The organism is Sphingomonas gilva (assembly GCF_003515075.1).
In the GTDB taxonomy this organism is placed as follows: domain Bacteria; phylum Pseudomonadota; class Alphaproteobacteria; order Sphingomonadales; family Sphingomonadaceae; genus Sphingomonas; species Sphingomonas gilva.
In genome coordinates this window covers 831,033-850,722 of the sequence record NZ_QWLV01000002.1, presented here as the reverse complement: position 1 = coordinate 850,722, position 19,690 = coordinate 831,033, and the positions used below count along the sequence as shown (strand labels likewise).

Sequence of the window (19,690 nt, the reverse complement as noted above, 5' to 3'; positions counted from 1 at the left end):
GAACCACGCTCAAGCCCAGCCCCAAGCCCCGCAAATATCCCCAACATCACCCAACCCCCGACCGCCTCCAAAAGGCAAACCTCCGCTCACCCACACCCCCAATCAGGAAAAACCGACATATGTTTAATGGGGGAAAAGACGGCACAACCAGAAGCCGGAAACCAACGCCTCCGCGCGGGAGGCGACGGCTTGCCTGATGCTCACGCCGGGAGCCGCTCGAGTTTCGCTTCCGCCAAAAGCCGGAGCGAGGCTGTTGCATTTGCCGAACGATCAAGGTAACACTGAACCATATGGTTCAGTTACTAATGCCCTCACTCGATCTTTCGTTCGCCGCGCTGTCAGACAAGACGCGGCGCGGCGTGCTCGAGCAGCTCGGCCGAGCGGACGCATCGATCACCAGCCTGGCCGACACGTTTCACATGACCCTGACCGGCATGAAGAAGCATATCGCCGTCCTGGAGCGGGCAGGCCTCGTCGTGACGGAGAAGGTCGGACGGGTGCGGACGTGCAGGCTTGGGCAACGCGGCCTGGAGGCGGAGGCCGAATGGATCGAAGCGCATCGCAAGCTCTTCGAGGCGCGGTTCGATGCCTTGGACAAGATCATTCTCGAGATGAAACAGGAGGAAGAAGATGGACCAGCAGACGAGTAATCGCCCCGTTGCGCAGAACCCCACGGCGGTTGAACGGAAGTCCGATCGGGAGCTGGTCGTCACGCGCCTGTTCGATGCCCCGCCGCGCATTGTGTTCAGGGCGTGGGCCGAAGCCGAGCTGTTCCGCCGCTGGTGGGTGCCGAAGGGCGCCGGCATTACGCTGCTGTCCTGCGAGATGGACGTCCGCACCGGAGGCAAATACCGGCTGGAGTTCGCCGCCGGCGGGACCGACACCATGGCCTTCTACGGCAAGTATCTGGCGGTGGTGCCGGACGAACGCATCGTCTGGACGAACGAAGAAGAGGATGAGGGCGCGGTCACCACCGTCACCTTCGAGGACCAGGGCGGAAGGACGCTGCTGACGTTCCACGAGCTCTATCCTTCCAAGGAAGCGCTCGACGAAGCGATGGCCGGGTCGGCGGCCGGACTGCCCGTGCAGCTGGATCAGCTGGACGAACTGCTTTCGGCGATCGGCGAGTAGCCGCAAGCGGACTAGAGAAAGGGCGGTCCGCGGGCGGCGGCTTTCGCGACCGCCCGCGGGCCGGCTGAAGCGCGCCATGCTCTGATTCAGGCGAATGAGCTCACTTCAGGAATTCGCTTCGGTCCACGCCAATTCCACGACCACCTCGTTTGCACCAGAATCTTCGTCGATCGACAGACCTGCAAGGAACGCCACTTGCTGCACTTGCGCGCCGAGGTCGCAATGCATCGAGAGAGGGCGGTTGGCGTCAGACTGACAGTACCCCCATCCGGGCCAACACACCGCTCCAGATCGCTGAGTTTTCAATGGCTGCCGGTCGTAGGGGCGCGCTGTGTTCGCGCGCGCCTCGGCGTGTTCCGCTGCGCGAGCAATAACGGCTCTCCTGATTGAAATCGCGTCACGTGATGATTATAAGCGCATCAGGAGACGCGTCATGCAGAATATGCTCTCGCTGGACCGGTCATCTGTCGGCCCCGTCGGATTGCAGACTTTCGCCGCCGAAGAGGATCGTCGCCGCCTCACCGGTGCGGCGACCAAGGCGGTGGTGCGCCTGATGCGCGCGTGGGGCGCGACGAATGCGGAGGCGGCTTCGCTGTTGGGCGTTTCCGAGAGCACATGGGATCGGGTTAAGGCCGGGCGCTGGGACGGCGTGCTGAGCCAGGATCAACTGACCCGGGCATCGGCGCTGATCGGCCTTTTCAAGGGCCTGCATCTGCTGTTCGCGGACAGCATGGCTGATCGGTGGCCCCAACTGGTCAACCGGGGACCCGTGTTCGATCGCAAATCACCCATGGACGCGATGATCGAGGGGGGCATTCCGCGCATGCTCGAGATCCGTCAATATATCGACGCGCTTCGTGGCGGTCTCTGAGGGCGGACCTGCCGTCGAACTGCCCGTAGTCCGGGAGGCCTTCTCCCAAACCATCCGGCTGGTCTCGAGCGCCCGATTGCGGGAGGCCGTCCTGGCGGCGCTATCCGACGATGAAGAGGAACGCGTCTCGCTTGCCGAGATCGAGGGTGCGACCAGCGGGCGGCTGATCGCGGAGGAGCGGGGTCTTGGCGCCATAAGTGCCGAAGAACTGGTGCATGGCGTTCCGCACGCGAAATTCATCAACGCGAGTTTCGCCTACGCCAAGCCGCGTGAGCCGACGCGCTTCGGCCCGGTCGGGCGGGGTGCCTGGTATGCGGCTCTGGCCGTTGAAACCTGCATTGCCGAGGTCGGCTATCACCTGACAAGGGCCCTTGCCGACGCCGGCGATTTCAATGCGATCGTGGAATATGTGGAGATGCACGCCAGCATGTCGGGCGTGTTCGTCGATCTGAGGCGATGCCCGGACCATGCCAGCCTTCATCCGGATCCGCGCATCGGCTATCCTGCCGGCAACGCCGTCGCCGTCGCGGCCCGGGGCGCTGGTCACAACGGGATCATCTATCCCTCGGTGCGACATAGCGGCGGCACCTGCATCGCCGCGCTTTGGCCGAACGTGGTGCAGTCCGTGGTGCAAGGCGCCATGTATAGACTGACCTGGTCCGGTTCACCGGACTTTTCGGTCGAAGCGATCTAGCGAACCGCACCGAGGTCTTTCGCCAACGAAAATGGGTGACCGACGATGCCGGTCACCCATTCCGAAGCGCATTCACTCTCGCGCGGGCGGTTTGTCAGAACCTGCCGCGAACGCCGATCAGCAGGGTGCGTCCGGGATTATATTCGTTGAACGTCGCATTCTCGAACTGGAAGTAGCTGCCCTGCGCCTGCTTGGTGATGTTGATGACGTTGACCACGATGGTCGGCAGGTAATCGTTGCCGAACATCTCACCCAGGTCGAAATTGCCCGAGAAATCCAGCTGGCTGTACTCGCGTCCGAAGATGGCGGCCGCGGGAATGCTGTTCTGGTTCAGGCCCGACCCCTGGCCGCCTTCATTGTAGGTGTAGGTCAGGCGGCCGGAGATGCCGTTGCCGTCATAATAGCCGGTGAGCGAATAGGTGGTCGGCGACACGCCCAGCGCCACCGCCGGCGCGGCGCCCTCTCCCTTCTGGTCGATCAGCGTCAGGTTGCCCTGGAAGCCGAAGCCGCGCACGCCGACATGTTCGGTCAGGAAGTCGAGCGGCTGGGTGACCTGGAACTCCAGGCCGTTGACCTTGAGCTTGCCCGGCGCGTTCACCTGCTGCTGGATGATGATGTCGACCGTGTTGAGATCCTGCCCCGGCTGGGCCCTTGCGCGCAGCGCGTCCCTTTGCGCAGCGGTCAGCGATTCCAGCGTGATGCCGTAGGGCGCAAGGAACGAGAAAGGCACCGTATTGGTGCCGTTCACCGTGAAGCCGGTGATCGACTTGCGGAACGCCGCAACCGCGATCACGCCCTCGCCGCCGGTATAATATTCGAAGCCGAGATCGATATTGGTCGAGATATAGGGATCGAGCGCGCTGTTGCCGACGGTGCCGACATCGGCGGAGGGTTGGACGAAACTCGCGCCAGGCAGCAGCTGATTGGGATCCGGCCGGGTCATCGTTCGCGAGATCGACGCGCGGGCGACCGCCTTGCCGCCCATGTCGAAGGCGAGGCTCGCCGACGGCAGGAAGTTGGAATAGAGCGTGCGCGTCGTCGGGAAGGTGGTGATGTTGGGATAACGCCCGCCGTCGGCGATCTGCGGCGCCGGCAGCGGACCGGCCCCGTCCGGATCGGGCAGGGTGTTGCGCGGATCGGGAACGCTCACCCGCCCGCCGACGATCTGCTCGGTGCGGACGTAGCGCACGCCCGCGTTCAGGCGCAGCGTGTTGTCGCCGATGTCGATGATGCCGTTGCCCTCCACGAAGGTGCCGGTCACCTTTTCCTGGATCAGGCCGCCATTGGCCCCGCTGCTGCCGCTGCCCACCTCCGTCGCGCCGGCGAGCAGCGCGTCATAGTTGGTGTCCGCGCGGAACTTGTCCCAGTCGACGGTGATGAAGCCGTTGCTGCCCGGCAGCAGATAGCTGGGCACCGCGACGGTCGGGATCAGCGAGCCGGCATAGGTGATCGGCGGGGCGCCCGCGGTGAAGTTGGTGCCATAGCCCGGATAGGTCGGGAAGCCCGCCGGCGGCGTGCTGCCGGGCTCGTCCAGGCCGGTGCACGGCGTGGTGGCGGTGTTCGGCGCCTGCAGCAATACGCTAGGCCCATTGCCGCAGATCGCATTCTGCCACGGATTGGTGTTGTCGAACGGCGTGATCCGGCGCTTGGTGTCGTCATAGGCGCCGCCGACGCGAACGCTGAAGCGCGTCTCGTCGCCGAACAGCAGGCTGCCGCGAATGCCCTTGGTCTCGGTCTCGCGCTCCTCGCCGTTCAGGTTGACTCGGCCGCCGCCGGCCCAGCCGTAGTTGTTCGGATCGTTGAGATCGATGTTCGAGGCGATGTCCGGGATCCCGCCATTATTGGTGTAGGTGACGGTGACGCCGCTGCTGGGCGGCGTGATCACCAGCACCGTCGGGCTTTCGCGACGGAAATTGCTCTTGGTGTAGTTGGCCTGCAGGTCGCCCTTGATCCAGTCGTTGATCGTGAACTCGGCGCCCGGATTGACTCCCCAATAATCCTGCACGTCGCGATAGGGCCGATATTCGAGGAAGAATTGCGCGTTCGCGTAGGTGCCCGAGGTGACGACGCAGCCCGAGGCGCAATCCTCCCTGTCATAGGTGGTGTTGATCGGGATGGCCGCGCCGTTGCGCACCACCCAGTTCATCGACGTGCGGGTGAACTCGGTCGTCCGCTTGCCGTACATGCCGTCGACATAGAAATGGAGATTGTCGCTGGGCCGCCACTCGGCCGAAGCGAGATAGTTCTGGCGATCGCGGAAACCGACTTCGGTCCTCGGGCGGCCGAGGCGCGGCAGCAGGCCGTTATCGATCTGCTGCAGCGTCGCGCCCGGGTTGAGCGCGAGCAGCGCTTCCTGGTTGAGGATGTCGCCGAAGACGAGACCGTTGCCGGCATTGACGGGAACCGTGCCCGGAATCGTGAAGTTGCCGCCGCCCGTCGTGTTGCAGACGGACACGCCGCCGCGGCACTGCGCCGCCGCGATCTGCGCAGGGGTTGGGTCGTCGAGGGGCGGCACGGTGAGATTGGGATTGGTCCAGCCGATCGTCTCGAATCCGTCGACCCGGAAGTTGTTGCGGACCGCGGCCACGCCCGCGAGGATGCCGAAATTGCCGAAGGTCGCGCTTGCGAGCATATGGCCGCGATAGCCCCAGTCCTCCGCGCCGCTCACCTTCGATCCCTGGAGGCCGTAGCTGACATAGGGTTCGGGATTGTCGAACGGCCGGGCGGAGCGCAGGTTGACGGTGCCGGCGGCGCCGCCTTCGATCTGGCTTGCCGTCGGCGTCTTGCTGACGGTCAGCTGGGTGAACAGCTCGGTCGGCAGCAGATCGAGGTCGACCTCGCGATTGGTGCTCTGCGCGTCGAACCGGACCGAGGCGACCGCGACCGGCGCGCCGTTCAGGAGCACGCGGGTGAAGTTGGTGCCCAGACCGCGGATCGCGACGTTTGAGCCTTCGCCCGTCACCTCGCGGCTGATGGTGACGCCGGGGATGCGGTTCACCGATTCGGCGATGTTGGTGTCGGGGAACTTGCCGATATCCTCGGCGAAGATGGTGTCGGTGAAGCCGATCGAATTGCGCTTGGCGTTGGTCTGGCTCTGCAGCGAGGCGCGATAGCCGGTGACGACGATCTCCTGGCCGGAGGCGTCGGCCGGGTCGATCTGGGTCGGCTGGGTTTGACCCGCGCCCTCCTGCGTATCGGCGGCGGCCGGCTCCTGCGCGGTGCTGCCGGCCGATGGCGCCGACGTGTCGGCGGTTTGCGCGAGCACCGGCCAAGCCGTGGTGGCGAGCAGAAACGCCGACGCGACACCCGCGCGACGCATGATCAAGTTCGTCCGCATCTTACCTCTCCCTGAAGGCGGCCGTCGTCGCGGCCTGCCCCACTCGCCGCGAAAAATTCGCGACGCCGCTATGGTAGCGCTATCAAGGAAAATCGTCAATCCTAATGTCGGAGTAATCGCCAGCAGTTCGCAACTTTCGACGCTGATTGGCCGCCTGCAACGTATCATGCGCATAGCTGCCGGCACGCGCGGTTGACGATAATTGCTCGAACAGTATGTTAGCGCTATCGATACGCAAGCCGCAAAATATCGGCTGGACGGCTTCAGGAGGGGACATGCGCGGCAATCGGTTGAAGGGCGGCGTGCCGGCCCTGGCGCAGGCATGTTTCGCCTTGGCGATCGGCTGGCTGCTGATCGCATCGCCGGCGCTGGGGCAGGCGGGCGGCGGCCGCGAACGCATCCGGATAAGCGACGACTGGCGCTTCGCGCGTGGCGACCCCGCCGGGCTCTCGGTCGATCTGCGCTACGACGTCCGCCCCAAGGTCGAGCGCACCGCCGATGGCCGCATCGCCGATGCCGAGCCGGAGGAGGCGGCGGCCGTCCGCAGGGCGGGGGCCAAGGTCCTGAAGCCCTGGATATTGCCCACCGCCAACCCGTTCATCGCCGATCCGGCGAAGCGTCATGTCCGCCCGGCGGGCCATCCCGGGGGCGATGTGTCCTATGTCCAGCCCGGATTCGACGACAGCGCATGGCAGCGCGTCACCCTGCCGCATGACTGGGCGATCGAGGGGCCGTTCCTGGAAGAGGGGCCTTATGGCGGGATGGGCCGGCTGAAAAGCTGGGGCATCGGCTGGTATCGCAAAGCGCTCGACATTCCGGCGAGCGATGCGGGGCGGTCGATCTTCCTCGATGTCGAAGGGGCGATGGCCTATGCGACGGTGTGGCTGAACGGCAAGCTCGTCGGCGGGTGGCCCTACGGCTATAACAGCTGGCGGCTCGACCTGACGCCTTATGTCGCACCGGGCGGGCGCAACCAGCTGGCGGTCCGGCTGGACAATCCGCCCGAATCCTCGCGCTGGTATCCCGGCGGCGGGCTCTACCGCGACGTCTGGCTGGTGAAGGCCGATCCGATCCATGTCGGCCATTGGGGCAGCTTCGTCACCACATCCGAGGTGAGCGCGGCGTCGGCCAGGGTCGATCTGGCGCTCAAGATCGACAACCGCTCGGATCGCGAGGCGGCGGTCGAGGTCGAGAGCCGGATCTACGCGCTGGACGAGAATGGGCTGCGCATCGGCAAGCCCGTGGCGCGCATCGCGCCCGTGTCCTTGCCGATAGCGCCGAACGCCGATGCGCGGTTCGCGGGATCGGCCCGCATCGCCAAGCCCCGGCTATGGGGACCGCCGCCGACGCAGCAGCCCAATCGCTATGTCATGGTGTCCACCGTCCGCTCGAATGAGCGGGTGGTGGACCGGTATGAAACGCCCTTCGGCATTCGCGACGTCCGGTTCGATCCCGACCGGGGGGTCGTGGTGAATGGCGAGCACATCCGCCTCAACGGGGTCAACAACCACCACGATCTCGGCGCGATCGGCGCGGCGTTCAACGCCCGCGCCGCCGAGCGGCAGCTCGAGATCCTGCGCGAGATGGGGGTCAACGCGATCCGCATGAGCCACAATCCGCCCGCGCCCGAGCTGCTCGAGCTGACCGACCGGATGGGCTTCCTCGTGATCGACGAGGTGTTCGACGTGTGGGAACGCAAGAAGACGCCGCTCGATTTTCATCTGATCTTCCCCGACTGGCACGAGGCCGACCTGCGATCGATGCTGCGCCGCGACCGCAACCATCCATCGGTGATCCTGTGGAGCATCGGCAACGAGGTGGGCGAGCAATATACCGGCGAGGACGGGGCGAAGATCGCGCGGCGGCTGGTATCGATCGTGCGCGAGGAGGACCCGACCCGTCCGACCACCACCGCGATGAACTATGCCCGGCCGGAGATGCCGCTGCCCGCCGAGGTGGATGTCATCAACATCAACTATCAGGGCGCGGGCGTGCGCACGCTGCCCGGCCAATATGCCGCCTTCCGCGCGAAGTTTCCCGACAAGGTGATCTTCGAAAGCGAGAGCGCTTCGACGCTGAGCAGCCGCGGCGAGTTCCTGTTCCCCGTGTCGGGCAGCGTCAGCGGGCCGGTCCGCCCCGGATCGGGCGGCGATCCCGAGACGCGGCATGTGAGCGCCTATGAGCTTCATTCCGCCGATTTCGGCTCCTCGCCCGACCGCGAGTTCAGCGCGCAGGACCAGCATCCGTTCGTCGCGGGCGAGTTCGTCTGGACGGGGTTCGACTATCTGGGCGAGCCGACGCCCTATTACAGCTCGCGCAGCTCCTATTCGGGCATCGTCGACCTGGCCGGCTTTCCCAAGGACCGCTTCTACCTCTATCAGTCGCGCTGGCGCCCCGACCTGAAGTTCGCGCACATCCTGCCGCATTGGACCTGGCCGGGCCGCGAGGGCGAGGTCACCCCGGTCCACGTCTTCAGCTCGGCCGACGAGGCGGAGCTGTTCGTCAACGGCAAGTCGCAGGGGCGCATCAAGCGCGCGCCCTTCGCCTATCGCTTCCGCTGGGATTACGTGACCTACGAACCCGGCGAGGTGAAGGTCGTCACCTGGAAGGACGGCGAGCCCTGGGCGACCGCGACGAAGACCACCGCCGGACCGGCGGCGAAGCTTTCGGCCACGGTCGACCGCAGCCGCATCGATGCCGATGGCCGCGATCTCGCCTTCGTCACCATCGATGTGGTCGATGCCGAGGGGCGGATCGCGCCCCGATCGGATGCGATGATCCGTTTCCGGATCGAGGGACCGGGCGAGCTGGTCGCGACCGACAACGGCGATCCGACCGACATGACCGCCTTCCCCTCCGCGCGGCGCGCCGCCTTCAACGGCAAGGCGCTGGCGATCGTCCGGGCGAAGACGCCCGGCCGCATCACGCTGATCGCGGAAGCGGAGGGGATGACCGCCGGACGCGCAAGCATCACCGCCGCGGCCGCCAGGCGATGAAGATCGCGCATATCGCCGCGCTCCTGCTGTCGCTGCTCGCCGCGCCGGCTTTCGCCTGCACCGGCGACGCCGCCATCTGCGAGACGACATCGCCCGGCGCGCTGTCGCTGATCGCCGAGGGCGTCCCGGCCAGGATTGTCGTCGAGCCCGGCGGCGATGCCGGCGTGCGCGACGCGGCCGACGATCTGGCGCGCGATCTTGCCGCGCTCGGCGTGCGCGACGATACGGCGTCCGATCGAGCGATCATCATCGGCGTCGTCGGCGCGAGCCCGCTGATCGACCGGCTGGTCGCCGAAGGGCGGCTGGACGTGAGCGGGGCCGCCGGGCGCTGGGAGGGCTTCGTCCAGCAGGTGGTCGACCGGCCGATGCCGGGCGTCGAGCGCGCGCTGGTGATCGCCGGCGCCGACCGGCGCGGCGCGATCTTCGGCGTCTATGATCTGTCGCGGCGCGCAGGCGTGTCGCCCTGGGCTTGGTGGGCGGACGTGCCCGTCGCCCGCCGGGCGAACCTGTTCGTCGCCACGGGCAGCCGCGCGGATGCGCCCGCGGTGCGCTATCGCGGCATCTTCCTCAACGACGAGGAGCCGGCGCTCGGCGAATGGGCGAGGGCCAGTTTCGGCGGCATCAACGCGAAATTCTACGAACGCGTGTTCGAGCTGACCCTGCGGCTGAAGGGCAATTACCTGTGGCCGGCGATGTGGGGCAAATCGCTGTGGCAGGACGATCCGGCCAGCGCCGCGCTCGCCCAGCGGATGGGCATCGTGCTCGGCACCTCGCATCACGAGCCGATGCTGCGCGCGCATGTCGAATGGGAGCGCGAGAAGGCGGGCGCATGGGACTATACGGCCAACACCGCCCGGCTGCGCCGGTTCTGGCGCGAAGGGATCGAGCGCAACGCCGGGCGCGAGGCGCTGGTCACCATCGGCATGCGCGGCGACGGCGACGAGCCGATGATCGAGGGCACCGCGATTTCGCTGCTGGAACGCATTGTCGCGGACCAGCGCGCCATCCTCGCCGACGTTACCGGCAAGCCCGCCGAGCAGACGCCGCAGATATGGGCGCTCTACAAGGAGGTGCAGGACTATTACGATCAGGGCATGCAGGTGCCCGACGACGTGACCCTGCTGTTCGCCGACGACAATTGGGGCAATATCCGCCGCCTCCCCAAGCCCGGCGAGACGCGGGCGGGCGGCTACGGCGTCTATTATCATTTCGATTATGTCGGCGGACCGCGCAACTACAAGTGGCTCAACACCAACCAGATTTCGCGGACCTGGGAGCAGATGTCGCTGGCCTGGACGCACGGCGTCGACCGCCTGTGGATCGTCAATGTCGGCGACCTCAAGCCGATGGAGCTGCCGACCAGCTTCTTCCTCGACATGGCGTGGAACCCGGCCGCGATGACCGTCGACGCGATGGCGGACTATCACCGCGCCTGGGCGGCCGAGCAGTTCGGCGCGGGGAGCGCCGCCGCGATTGCCTCGATCCTCGACCGCACCACGCGCTATCTCGCGCGGCAGAAGCCCGAACTGTGGTCGCCCGACAGCTGGAGCCTCGACAATGGCGAGGCGGCCGGCGTGCTGGCGGAATGGGCGGCGCTAGACCGCGATGTGGATGCGGTGCGGCCGATGATCGCCGCCGATGCGGAGGCGGCGTTCTTCCAGCTGGTCGAGCATCCGGTGCGCGCCGCGGGCAATCTCGCGCGCCTCTATGTGACCGTCGCGCGCAACCGCCGCGCGGCGTCCGAAGGGCGGCTGGAGGCGAACGCATTGGCGGACCAGGCGGAACGCCTGTTCGCCGAGGACCGCGCGATCCGGCGGCGCTACGAATCGCTGAAGGGCGGCAAGTGGCGCCACATGATGGCCCAGACGCATATCGGCTATACCGGCTGGCAGCAGCCCGAGACGGACATCATGCCGCAGGTGCATCGCGTCGTCCCCGGAACCGCCGCGACCCCGAGGCAAGGCCCGGCGGCTCTGCCTGCTCCGCTGACGATCGAGGCCGCCGCGTTCGCCAGCCAGCGGCCGGACGGCGACGCCCGCTGGATCACCGTGCCCGGCCTCGGCATCACCGGACGCGCGGTCACGCCCTGGCCGCAGATCGCTTCCGCGCGTTCCGCGGGCGAGGGGCCGATGCTGGAATATGACGTCACGCTGCCCCGCGGCGAGGTTCAGCTGGAGGTGCTCGCGGCGCCCTCGCTCGACGTGACGGGAACCGGGCGGCGCTACGCCATCGCGATCGGCGACGCCCCGCCGCAGACGATCGACCTGTGGGCCGGAACCGGCGAGCGCGAATGGGCGGAGGCGGTCAGCAATTCGGTGCGGATCACGACGTCCCGCCACCGGATCGAAACGGCCGGACGCCATCGCATCCGCCTCTGGATGGTCGATCCCGGCGTGGTGATCGAGCAGCTTCGCATTCGCACGTGGGGAATCGGCCGGTAACCAATGCGCTCGGCCATGGCGGCGCGGCGCCAATGGCGCCGTCCAATGTGCTGGGCGGATTTTTTCTCGTCCATGTCACACATGGCCATGTCGGCTCGTCATGTGGTCGGAACCAGAAAAGGAGACCGACCAATGACCGCCAAGCTCGATCCGATCGCCGCCGCTCCCCTTCTCATGAAGAATTGGATGGCCACCTCCATTGCCGTCGCCGCCAGCCTTGAGCCGACGCTGATGGAGCTGGTGAAGATCCGGTCCTCCCAGATCAACGGATGCGCCAACTGCATAAACATGCACACCGCGGAGGCGCGGGCGAAAGGGGAGACCGAGCAGCGTATCTACCTGCTCTCCGCCTGGCGGGAGGCGCCGTGCTATACCGACCGCGAGCGCGCCGCGCTCGGCTGGACGGACGCGCTGACGCGGCTTTCCGAAGGCCATGCGCATGAGGCCGCCTATGAAGCGCTCAAGGCCCAGTTCTCCGAGGAGGAGCAGGTGAAGCTGACGCTGATGATCAATGTGATCAACGGGTGGAACCGCATCGCGGTCGGCTTCGGCCTGTGGTTCGAGCCGGCTGCGGCGGCCAAGGCCGCGGCGTGACGGGCGACGCGGCCCACCGGGACGCGGCGGCGAGCTTCGACCCGCTGCGTCCCCGCCTCGCGCGCGTCGCCTATCGCATGCTCGGCTCGGTCGCCGACGCGGAGGACGTGCTGCAGGAGGCGTTCATCCGCTGGATGCGGACCGACCGCAGCGAGGTGCGCGAGCCCGAGGCGTTTCTGCGCCGGACGGTGACGCGGCTGTGCCTCGACCAGCTCAAATCGGCGCGGCGCCAGCGGGAGACCTATATCGGCCCGTGGCTTCCCGAGCCGGTGATCGAGGAAGAAGAGGAAGAGGACGTCACCCTGCCGCTGATGCTCGCGCTCGAGCGCCTCTCGCCGCTTGAGCGCGCCGCCTTCCTGCTGCACGACGTGTTCGGGCTCGGCTTCGAGGAGATCGCCGCGACGATCCAGCGGGACCCGGCCGCGTGCCGCCAGCTCGCCTCGCGCGCGCGGACGCATGTCCGTGAGGCGCGGCCACGCTTCCAAGTGGAGAAGGAGCGCGGCCTTGAAATCGCCGACGCCTTCTTTTCCGCCTCGCGCAGCGGCGACATGACCGCGCTGGGCGCGATGCTCGCCGCCGATGTCAGCATCCATTCGGACGGCGGCGGCAAGCGGCCCGCGGCGATGCGGCCCATTCTGGGCTTCGATCGCGTCCTTGAGGTGCACAAGGGGCTGGCGGCGATGTTCCGCAAGCAGGGGTCGACGCTCGTCCGCACCGCGATGATCAACGGCCTGCCGGGCTTCGTCACCCGCGAAGGCGACGGCGAGCTTCAGACGACCGCCCTCCAGATCGAGGACGGGATGGTCGCCGCGATCTATGTGATGCGCAATCCTGACAAGCTGAGGCACCTGCATTAGGCTATGCCGCATGGTCGCGGCTGTGCGCGGCGATCATGGGGCAGCTGGTCAAGGGACTGGGCGAGACCCATGTCTGCTGGGGCACCGATGCGGTGTGGACCGGATCGCCGCAATGGCAGATCGAAGGTCTGCGCCGCCTCGAGATTCCCGAGGACATGCGGAGCAAGCACGGCTTCGCGCCGCTGGGCGCCGCCGACGGGCCGGTCAAGACGGCGATCTTCGGCGGCAACAATGCGCGGCTTTACGGTATCGAGCCCCCGATCGCCGCCGCCGCCTCGGCCACCGACCGCTTCGCCGCGATCAAGGCGGAGTATGTCGCCGGCGGGCGCCAATCCGTCCAACCGCCGCTATGGCTTCGTCGCGCGCGGGCGGGATGATCGGCGCGGCTGATCAGGCGCTTTCGTCCCCGCCGATCCGGGGATCGGCCGAACGGCGCGCATAGGCGCTGGGCGACATCCCGAATTCGCGGGTGAAGGCGTGGGTGAAGGCGCTCAGATCGCCGTAGCCCGCGCTGTCGGCGACCTCCGTCGCGGAAGTATGCGAACCGGTAAGCATCCGCGCGGCGTTCTCGAGCCGCAGCTTGCGATGATAGCGCGCGGGCGGAAGGCCGTAGACGGCCGAGAAGTAGCGGACGAGGTGGAAGCCCGACAGCCCCGCCACGCCGGCCAGTTCGGGCAGCGGGACGCTGCGGCCGAGATGGCCGTGCAGATAGGCGCGGGCGATCTCCAGCCGGTTCATCACCTCATGCCGGGTCGAGGCCTTCTTCGCATCGATCCGCGCCATGTTTCCGGCGGCGGCGACCAATGTGTCGTTGAGCGCGGCGCGGACCTCCTGAAGCACGGGATCGGCGGCGTCGGGATCGAGGCTCTGGTGCAGCCGCGCGCCGTGCTGCCGCACCAGGGCGCCCAGCCGGCTGGCCTCGCTCGACAGGATCAGCGCGCGGCCCAGCAGCGGGCTTTCGGGCTGGGGCTCACCCACCGGGCCGGGCAGATAGAGACAGAACCCCATGGTGGTGACGTTGCGCCGCAGCATCGCGCGATATTCGGCGCCGCGATCGACGATCAGCATCTGGCCCGGCCGTACGATGTGGGCGCGGCCGTCGACCTCATGGATCTCCTCGCCTTCCAGCACGAGCTTGATCGAGGTGAGCGAGCAGAGGATGCGGCTCTCGCCCGAGCCGAGGCGGGACACGACAACCTTGCCGTCCGGCACTGCCGGCGCCGGCGTATCGACGTGCTTGTCCATCCTGACCAACACTGCCGACATCAGCGGCCCTCCCGAATCACCCTTGCTTTACAGAGGCTGAATCGGACGTGAACGCGTATTAGTATCATAATACACTAATTCAGTGACTCGGAAGGTGGGAAGACCTCGCCCAACTTGTTCGATCTTGCGAAAAACCCAGGATATCCGGCATTTTTTCAGCTTTCTGGCAAGCACGAACAAATGCCCGCTGAGCGACAGGGAGTACCTTTGAAGGGCTGCGTCATGCAGCGCTTAGGAGGTGAGTGATGAAACGTTTGATGAGCGCCATGGGCCTCGCCGCTCTGCTCACAGCCGGACTGGTGACGGCGCCCGCCGCCGCGGGAGGCGTGAAGAAGATCGAGGAGGCCAAGCCGAAGCCGCGTAAGGTATCCTATCGCGATCTCGACCTGACTACTGAAGCGGGCGAGCGCAAGCTGCGCAAGCGGCTGAGCTCGGCGGCCTACGGCGTCTGCACGACCGATCAATATGGCCGGTTCATCAGGCCGAGCGCGGCGAATCGCAGCGCTTGCCACAAGGAGGTCATGGCCGGCCTCGAGCCGAAGGTGGTGGCGCTGGTCCAGAATGTCCGCCTCGCGGCGAAGAGCGGCGGCGATGCCAAAGCGGCGGTGGCGGCAGCAGGGCTGGTGGTCGCGCGATGATCGAGATCGATTGTCCGGAAGGCGACAGCGCACGACGCCCCGTGATCAAGCGCGGGGCGCTCACCGCGACCTTCGATCCGATCCGGATCTGGTGGAACGACCGGCTCATCCCGCTCTCGCCGACCGAGGCGGAACTGCTCGCGCTGATCATGCGGCGGAGCCGGCTGTGCTGGGCCGAGGTCAACGAGGCGTTGGGATCGAGCGCACCGGCGCGCGCCGTGCTGCTCCACCGCATCCGGCACAAGCTGGCCGAGCTGGGCGGCGCCGATCCGGTCGAGACGATCCGTCACTGGGGCGTGAGGCTGCGGGTCGAGCCGGATCGGGAGCAATCGCGCACGACCTGGATCGGAATCGACGAGGCCGGTCTGCGGCTGCTGGCGCGAACCGGCTATCCGACGCCGGAATTGGCAAGAACGAACAAGACGGCGGCGGCGGCGTGAGGCTAGACTGGCGGCGATGATCCGCCGCCACCTCTCCGCAATCGCCGCCGCCGTCCTGTTGGGCGGCGCATCCCTTCCCGCGTTCGCGGCGGAGGACTTGCCTCGCCGCGCCTGGCTGGGCGCGCGCTTGTCACCCGCGCCCGCGGGCGGTTTTCGCGTCGACCGGGTCGAACCCGGCCAGACCGCCGATCGCATGGGGATGCGTGTCGGCGACGTGCTGATCGACGATTATCCGCCGAACGGCCGCCCGCCGATCGCCGGCGCCGATCTGACGCTGCGCGTGAAGCGCGGCGACCGCACGCTTGCCCTGAAGGGAAAGGCCGTCGCACGCCCGCGCGAAAGCTATGCTGGCGGCGTAACGCGCTATGGCTCGGTGGATTTCGGCGGCGGGCGGCTGCGCGACATATTGGTGCTGCCCGAGGGCGTGGAAGAGCCGCCGATCGTGTTCCTGATCCAGGGCTACACCTGCACCACGATCGAATCGCCCAATCCGGAGAATATCCATCGCCGTGTGGGCGCCGATCTGATCGCAGCGGGCATCGGCTATTACCGTGTCGAGAAGCCCGGCGTCGGCGACAGCAGCGGCGGTATGCCGTGCACGGAAATGGACTTCACGACCGAGCTCGACGCCTTTCGCGCCGCCTACAGGCACCTTACCGGCGAGCTGGGCGTCCCCACCGGCCGCATCATCATGCTCGGTCATTCGATGGGCGGGATCCAGGCGCCGCTGCTCGCCGCCGAACGCCCGCCGCGCGGTATCGCCGTCTACGGGACGGTGGTGCGCAACTGGGCCGATTACATGCACGATCTCGGCACCTTCCAGGAATTCATGCTCAACGGCGCCGATCCGGTGAAGGAATATGCCGAGGCGCAGGCCGCGCGCGAGGCGATGCGGCGCTTCTATTTCGGCGGCGAAATGCCCGCCCGGATCGCCGCAACGAGTCCCGCGCTGGCGGCGGCGGCGCGCGACGCGTTCGGCACCGACAGCAGCGAGCAGGTGTTCGGCCGCCATGCGCGCTTCTGGCAACAGATCGCCGCGATCGATCTGGTCAAGGCCTGGGCGGATACGAAAAGCCGGGTCCTGTCGCTCTACGGCGAAAGCGACGTGATCGCGCTGTTCGACGAGGATCAGCGCCTGATCGCCGATATCGTCAACCATTACCGGCCGGGCACCGCGCGCTATGTCGGCGTGCCCGATACCGGGCATGGCATGGAGCTTACCGGAAGCCGCGCCGAGATTCGCGCGCGCAAGGGGGCGCCGCTGGCCGAGCCTGAACCCTTCAACCCCGCGGTGACGGCGCAGCTGGTCGCGTGGATCAAGGACACGATGAAAGCGCCCGCGGCGAGCTAGGATCGGCGCTTGCACCCGCTTGCGCGCGGCCCCTAAAGGACCACGCGTCAGGAAAGGGTGAAGATGAGACTGTCGTCCGAGACGATCGATCGGCTGCCGCGCGATGTGGCCCGGCCGGCCTACGACCGCGCGCAGGTCCGCGCCGGCGTGGTCCATCTCGGCATCGGCGCGTTCCACCGCGCGCACCAGGCGGTGGTGTTCGACGATCTGCTGGCCGCGGGTGACCTGCGCTGGGGCGTGCGCGGCGCGTCGCTGCGCTCGCCCGGCGTGCGCGACAGCCTCGCGCCGCAGGACGGGCTCTACACGCTGCTGGTGCGCGACGGGGACGAGGAGCGGGCGCGGATCATCGGCGCGGTCGGCGATGTGCTGGTGCTGCCCGAGGATCCCGCCGCGCTGATCGGCGCGCTGGCGAACCCCGACACGCATCTTGTCACGCTGACCGTGACCGAGAAGGGCTATCGGCTCGATCCGGCGAGCGGCGAATTGCTGAGCGGCGATCCCGACGTCGCGGCCGACATAGCCGGCGAGGGCGCGCCGCGGACCGTGCCCGGCCTGCTGGTCGCGGCGCTCGCCGAGCGGCGCGCGCGGGGCCTGCCCGCCTTCACCGCGATCTCTTGCGACAATCTCGCGCATAACGGGCGCAAGCTGGAAGCGGCGGTGCTGGCGATGGCGGCGGCGCGCGATCCCGCCCTGCGCGACTGGATCGCCGAGGCCGCGCGTTTTCCCCAGACGATGGTCGACCGCATCGTTCCCGCCACCAGCGCGGTGGACATCGCCGCGCTCGCCGGGGGGCTGGGGGTGACCGACGCAGCGATGGTCAAGACCGAGCCGTTCAGCCAGTGGGTGATCGAGGATCGCTTCGCCGGCGAGCGTCCCGATTTCGCCGGCGCGGGCGTGCAGCTGACCGACGATGTCGCGCCCTGGGAGGAGGCGAAGCTGCGCCTGCTCAACGGCGCGCACTCGACCATCGCCTATTTGGGCGGGTTGGCGGGTATCGAGACGGTCGACCAGGTCGTCGCGCGGCCGGGCGGACGGGCGCTGGTCGAGGCGTTGTGGGACGAGGCGGAGACGACGCTGTCGCCGCCGCCCGGCCTCGACATCGCCGCCTATCGCCGCGCGCTGATGGCGCGCTTCGCCAACAGCGCGCTGGCGCACCGCACGCGTCAGATCGCGATGGACGGATCGCAGAAGCTGCCGCAGCGGCTGGTCGCGACCGCGGCGGCGCGGATCGCCGCCGGCCGGCCGATCGACACGCTGGCGCTCGCCATCGCCGGCTGGATGCGCTGGCAGGCGGGGCGGACCGACGCGGGCGCGGCGTTCGTCGTCGACGATCCGCTCGCCGCCCGGACCGCCGCGCGGATCGCCGGGCGCGAGACGTCGTCCGGTCAGGTCGACGCGCTGCTGGGGCTGGAAGCGGTGTTCCCCGCCGATCTTGCCGCCGATCCGCGCTTCCGCGAACCCGTCGCCGTCGCGCACCGGCGGCTGGCCGAAAAGGGCGCCGCCGCCCTCCTCGCATAGAGGGTTCGTTAACCGCTTTCGTCAATGACTGGCGGGATGACGACCACCGGCACAGCGCAGCACGCCCTGGCCGTCCGCCGCGAACGCGTGGCGGACGCGGTGTGGCGCGCATCGGCGCGGACGGGGGTCGATTTCGGCTATCTGATGGATCAGGCGCGCGTCGAAAGCGGATTCGACGCCGACGCGCGCGCGCGAACCTCCTCTGCGACCGGGCTGTTCCAGTTCATCGAGCAGAGTTGGCTGGGCGTGGTCGAGCGCCACGGCGCCAAGCACGGTCTCGGCTGGGCGGCGCAGGCGATCACCCGCGGCGGCGACGGCCGCTACCGCGTGGCCGATGGCGCGACCCGCCAGGCGATCCTTGGCCTGCGGCGCGATCCCGATGCGGCGAGCGCCATGGCGGCGGAATTCGCCAGCGACAATGCCGATGTGCTGCAGCAGCGGCTGGGCCGCCCGCCCAACGCCACCGATCTCTATTTCGCGCATTTCCTGGGCGCGGGCGGCGCGGCGAAATTCCTCGCCGCGCGTGATGCCGACCCCGGCGCGTCGGCGGCGGCGCTGCTGCCCCAGCAGGCCGCGGCCAACCGCAATGTCTTCTTCACGCGCGGCGGCGCGCATCGCAGCCTGGACGAGGTCTATCGGCTGATGGCGGCCAAGCTCGGCAATGAGGGCGGTGCGCCGCCCACGGTGCAGATGGCGGCGCGCGATCCGATCGACTCGCCGGTGTTGAGCAAGACGCCGCCCGGTCCGGACACCACGGCGGCGCTTGCCGCCCGGCCGACGGATGCGGAAGCGGCCGGCAGCGTGCTCAGGCCCAGTCCGGCACAGGCGCGGCTGGCCTATCTGATGGTGGTCTCGACGCTGGGCGCGTGAGGTCAGCCGATTGGAGCGTGGCCGGTGAAGACCGCCAGCTGGGCGTCGAACGCACGCTTGTAGGCAGGCCGCGCCTCGCCCCGGGCCACATAGGCGGACAGGTTGGGATATTCCTGCATCATGTCCATTCCTTCCAGCCGGCGCAGGACCATCACCATCATCAGGTCGCCGGCGCTGAACGCGCCGTCCAGCCATTCGGCGTCGCCGAGCCGGCTGGAGAGATCGTCCAGGCGAACGCGGATGCGATCCTCTAGAAGGGGCAGGCGCTCCTCGTACCATGGCTTGTCGCGCTCGACATAGGGAACCTGCTCGCGCTCGACGATCGGCGGCTCGACCGTGTTGAGCGCGGCGAACATCCATGTGATCGCGCGCGCCCGCGCATTCGCGTCGTCGGGCAGCAGGCCCCGACCTTGCTCCGCGACGTGGAGGATGATCGACCCCGTCTCGAACAGGACGAGATCGCCTTCCTGATAGGTCGGGATCTGCCCGAAGGGGTGAAGCGCCTTGTGCGCCGGTTCCTTCATCCCGCTGAACGAAACGAGGCGAACGTCGTAGGGCCGGCCCACTTCTTCGAGCGCCCAGCGAACACGCATGTCGCGCGCCAGCCCCCGACCCTTGTCCGGGGAGCTTTCGAAGGCGGTGATGGTCGGCGTCATCGTGAAGCTCCGCATGACGATGGAGAAGGC

At 67.8% G+C, this 19,690-nt stretch carries 18 protein-coding genes; 15 read left to right on the top strand and 3 right to left on the bottom strand.

Annotated elements, in window-relative coordinates:
• Positions 1 to 290 precede the first annotated feature (290 nt).
• The 4 genes from D1610_RS08645 to D1610_RS08630 all read left to right on the top strand — a co-directional run bounded on the left by D1610_RS08645 (position 291) and on the right by D1610_RS08630 (position 2,696).
• Positions 291 to 650 carry an ArsR/SmtB family transcription factor gene (locus D1610_RS08645; protein WP_118863687.1) on the top strand — a complete coding sequence of 120 codons (360 nt, stop codon included), beginning with the start codon at positions 291 to 293 and terminating at the stop codon, positions 648 to 650.
• A complete protein-coding gene (locus D1610_RS08640; protein WP_118863686.1) occupies positions 631 to 1,131 on the top strand; it encodes an SRPBCC family protein in 501 nt (166 codons plus the stop codon). The genes D1610_RS08645 and D1610_RS08640 overlap by 20 nt, the downstream gene beginning before the upstream one ends.
• A 331-nt stretch (positions 1,132 to 1,462) precedes the next feature.
• Complete coding sequence (locus D1610_RS08635; RefSeq protein WP_245942048.1) at positions 1,463 to 2,002, top strand: antitoxin Xre-like helix-turn-helix domain-containing protein; 540 nt, start codon at positions 1,463 to 1,465, stop codon at positions 2,000 to 2,002.
• 76 nt (positions 2,003 to 2,078) lie between these two features.
• Positions 2,079 to 2,696: an RES family NAD+ phosphorylase gene (locus D1610_RS08630; protein WP_222926966.1), complete on the top strand. Its 618-nt coding sequence runs from the start codon at positions 2,079 to 2,081 to the stop codon at positions 2,694 to 2,696.
• Positions 2,697 to 2,790: 94 nt separating this feature from the next.
• On the opposite strand, the gene D1610_RS08625 is transcribed toward D1610_RS08630, so the two are convergent.
• Positions 2,791 to 6,015, bottom strand: a complete 3,225-nt coding sequence (locus D1610_RS08625) for a TonB-dependent receptor (RefSeq protein WP_245942047.1) — start codon at positions 6,013 to 6,015, stop codon at positions 2,791 to 2,793.
• Here D1610_RS08625 and D1610_RS16850 point away from each other — a divergent pair.
• The 6 genes from D1610_RS16850 (at position 6,014) to D1610_RS08600 (ending at position 13,298) form a co-directional block, all read left to right on the top strand.
• Positions 6,014 to 6,229, top strand: a complete 216-nt coding sequence (locus D1610_RS16850) for a hypothetical protein (RefSeq protein WP_147414300.1) — start codon at positions 6,014 to 6,016, stop codon at positions 6,227 to 6,229. The genes D1610_RS08625 and D1610_RS16850 overlap by 2 nt on opposite strands.
• A gap of 79 nt (positions 6,230 to 6,308) precedes the next feature.
• Complete coding sequence (gene galB, locus D1610_RS08620; protein WP_118863684.1) at positions 6,309 to 9,029, top strand: beta-galactosidase GalB; 2,721 nt, start codon at positions 6,309 to 6,311, stop codon at positions 9,027 to 9,029.
• Positions 9,026 to 11,470, top strand: coding sequence for a glycosyl hydrolase 115 family protein (locus D1610_RS08615; RefSeq protein ID WP_118863683.1), 2,445 nt, complete (start codon positions 9,026 to 9,028; stop codon positions 11,468 to 11,470). Before galB ends, D1610_RS08615 begins: the two co-directional genes overlap by 4 nt.
• 132 nt (positions 11,471 to 11,602) lie before the next feature.
• Positions 11,603 to 12,064 carry a carboxymuconolactone decarboxylase family protein gene (locus tag D1610_RS08610; RefSeq protein WP_118863682.1) on the top strand — a complete coding sequence of 154 codons (462 nt, stop codon included), beginning with the start codon at positions 11,603 to 11,605 and terminating at the stop codon, positions 12,062 to 12,064.
• A complete protein-coding gene (locus D1610_RS08605) occupies positions 12,061 to 12,921 on the top strand; it encodes a sigma-70 family RNA polymerase sigma factor (RefSeq protein ID WP_118863787.1) in 861 nt (286 codons plus the stop codon). Before D1610_RS08610 ends, D1610_RS08605 begins: the two co-directional genes overlap by 4 nt.
• 35 nt (positions 12,922 to 12,956) lie before the next feature.
• A complete protein-coding gene (locus tag D1610_RS08600) occupies positions 12,957 to 13,298 on the top strand; it encodes an amidohydrolase family protein (RefSeq protein WP_222926965.1) in 342 nt (113 codons plus the stop codon).
• 13 nt (positions 13,299 to 13,311) lie between these two features.
• Here D1610_RS08600 and D1610_RS08595 read toward each other — a convergent pair whose 3' ends face one another.
• The gene (locus tag D1610_RS08595; RefSeq protein WP_118863681.1) at positions 13,312 to 14,187 is read right to left on the bottom strand and encodes a helix-turn-helix domain-containing protein; all 876 of its coding nucleotides are present in this window, start codon (positions 14,185 to 14,187) and stop codon (positions 13,312 to 13,314) included.
• 245 nt (positions 14,188 to 14,432) lie between these two features.
• On the opposite strand from D1610_RS08595, the gene D1610_RS08590 reads away from it, so the two are divergent.
• The 5 genes from D1610_RS08590 to D1610_RS08570 all read left to right on the top strand — a co-directional run bounded on the left by D1610_RS08590 (position 14,433) and on the right by D1610_RS08570 (position 19,004).
• The gene (locus D1610_RS08590) at positions 14,433 to 14,825 is read left to right on the top strand and encodes a UrcA family protein (RefSeq protein ID WP_118863680.1); all 393 of its coding nucleotides are present in this window, start codon (positions 14,433 to 14,435) and stop codon (positions 14,823 to 14,825) included.
• Positions 14,822 to 15,265 (top strand): helix-turn-helix domain-containing protein, encoded by a 444-nt coding sequence (locus D1610_RS08585; RefSeq protein WP_118863679.1) that lies wholly within the window; start codon positions 14,822 to 14,824, stop codon positions 15,263 to 15,265. The genes D1610_RS08590 and D1610_RS08585 overlap by 4 nt, the downstream gene beginning before the upstream one ends.
• Before the next feature lie 16 nt (positions 15,266 to 15,281).
• Entirely contained in the window at positions 15,282 to 16,616 is a 1,335-nt protein-coding gene (locus tag D1610_RS08580; RefSeq protein ID WP_118863678.1) for an alpha/beta fold hydrolase, read from the top strand.
• A 63-nt stretch (positions 16,617 to 16,679) separates the two neighbouring features.
• Positions 16,680 to 18,134 carry a mannitol dehydrogenase family protein gene (locus tag D1610_RS08575; protein WP_118863786.1) on the top strand — a complete coding sequence of 485 codons (1,455 nt, stop codon included), beginning with the start codon at positions 16,680 to 16,682 and terminating at the stop codon, positions 18,132 to 18,134.
• A gap of 36 nt (positions 18,135 to 18,170) precedes the next feature.
• Entirely contained in the window at positions 18,171 to 19,004 is an 834-nt protein-coding gene (locus tag D1610_RS08570; RefSeq protein ID WP_118863677.1) for a lytic transglycosylase domain-containing protein, read from the top strand.
• A 2-nt stretch (positions 19,005 to 19,006) separates the two neighbouring features.
• On the opposite strand, the gene D1610_RS08565 is transcribed toward D1610_RS08570, so the two are convergent.
• A complete protein-coding gene (locus D1610_RS08565; RefSeq protein ID WP_118863785.1) occupies positions 19,007 to 19,660 on the bottom strand; it encodes a glutathione S-transferase family protein in 654 nt (217 codons plus the stop codon).
• Positions 19,661 to 19,690 lie beyond the last annotated feature (30 nt).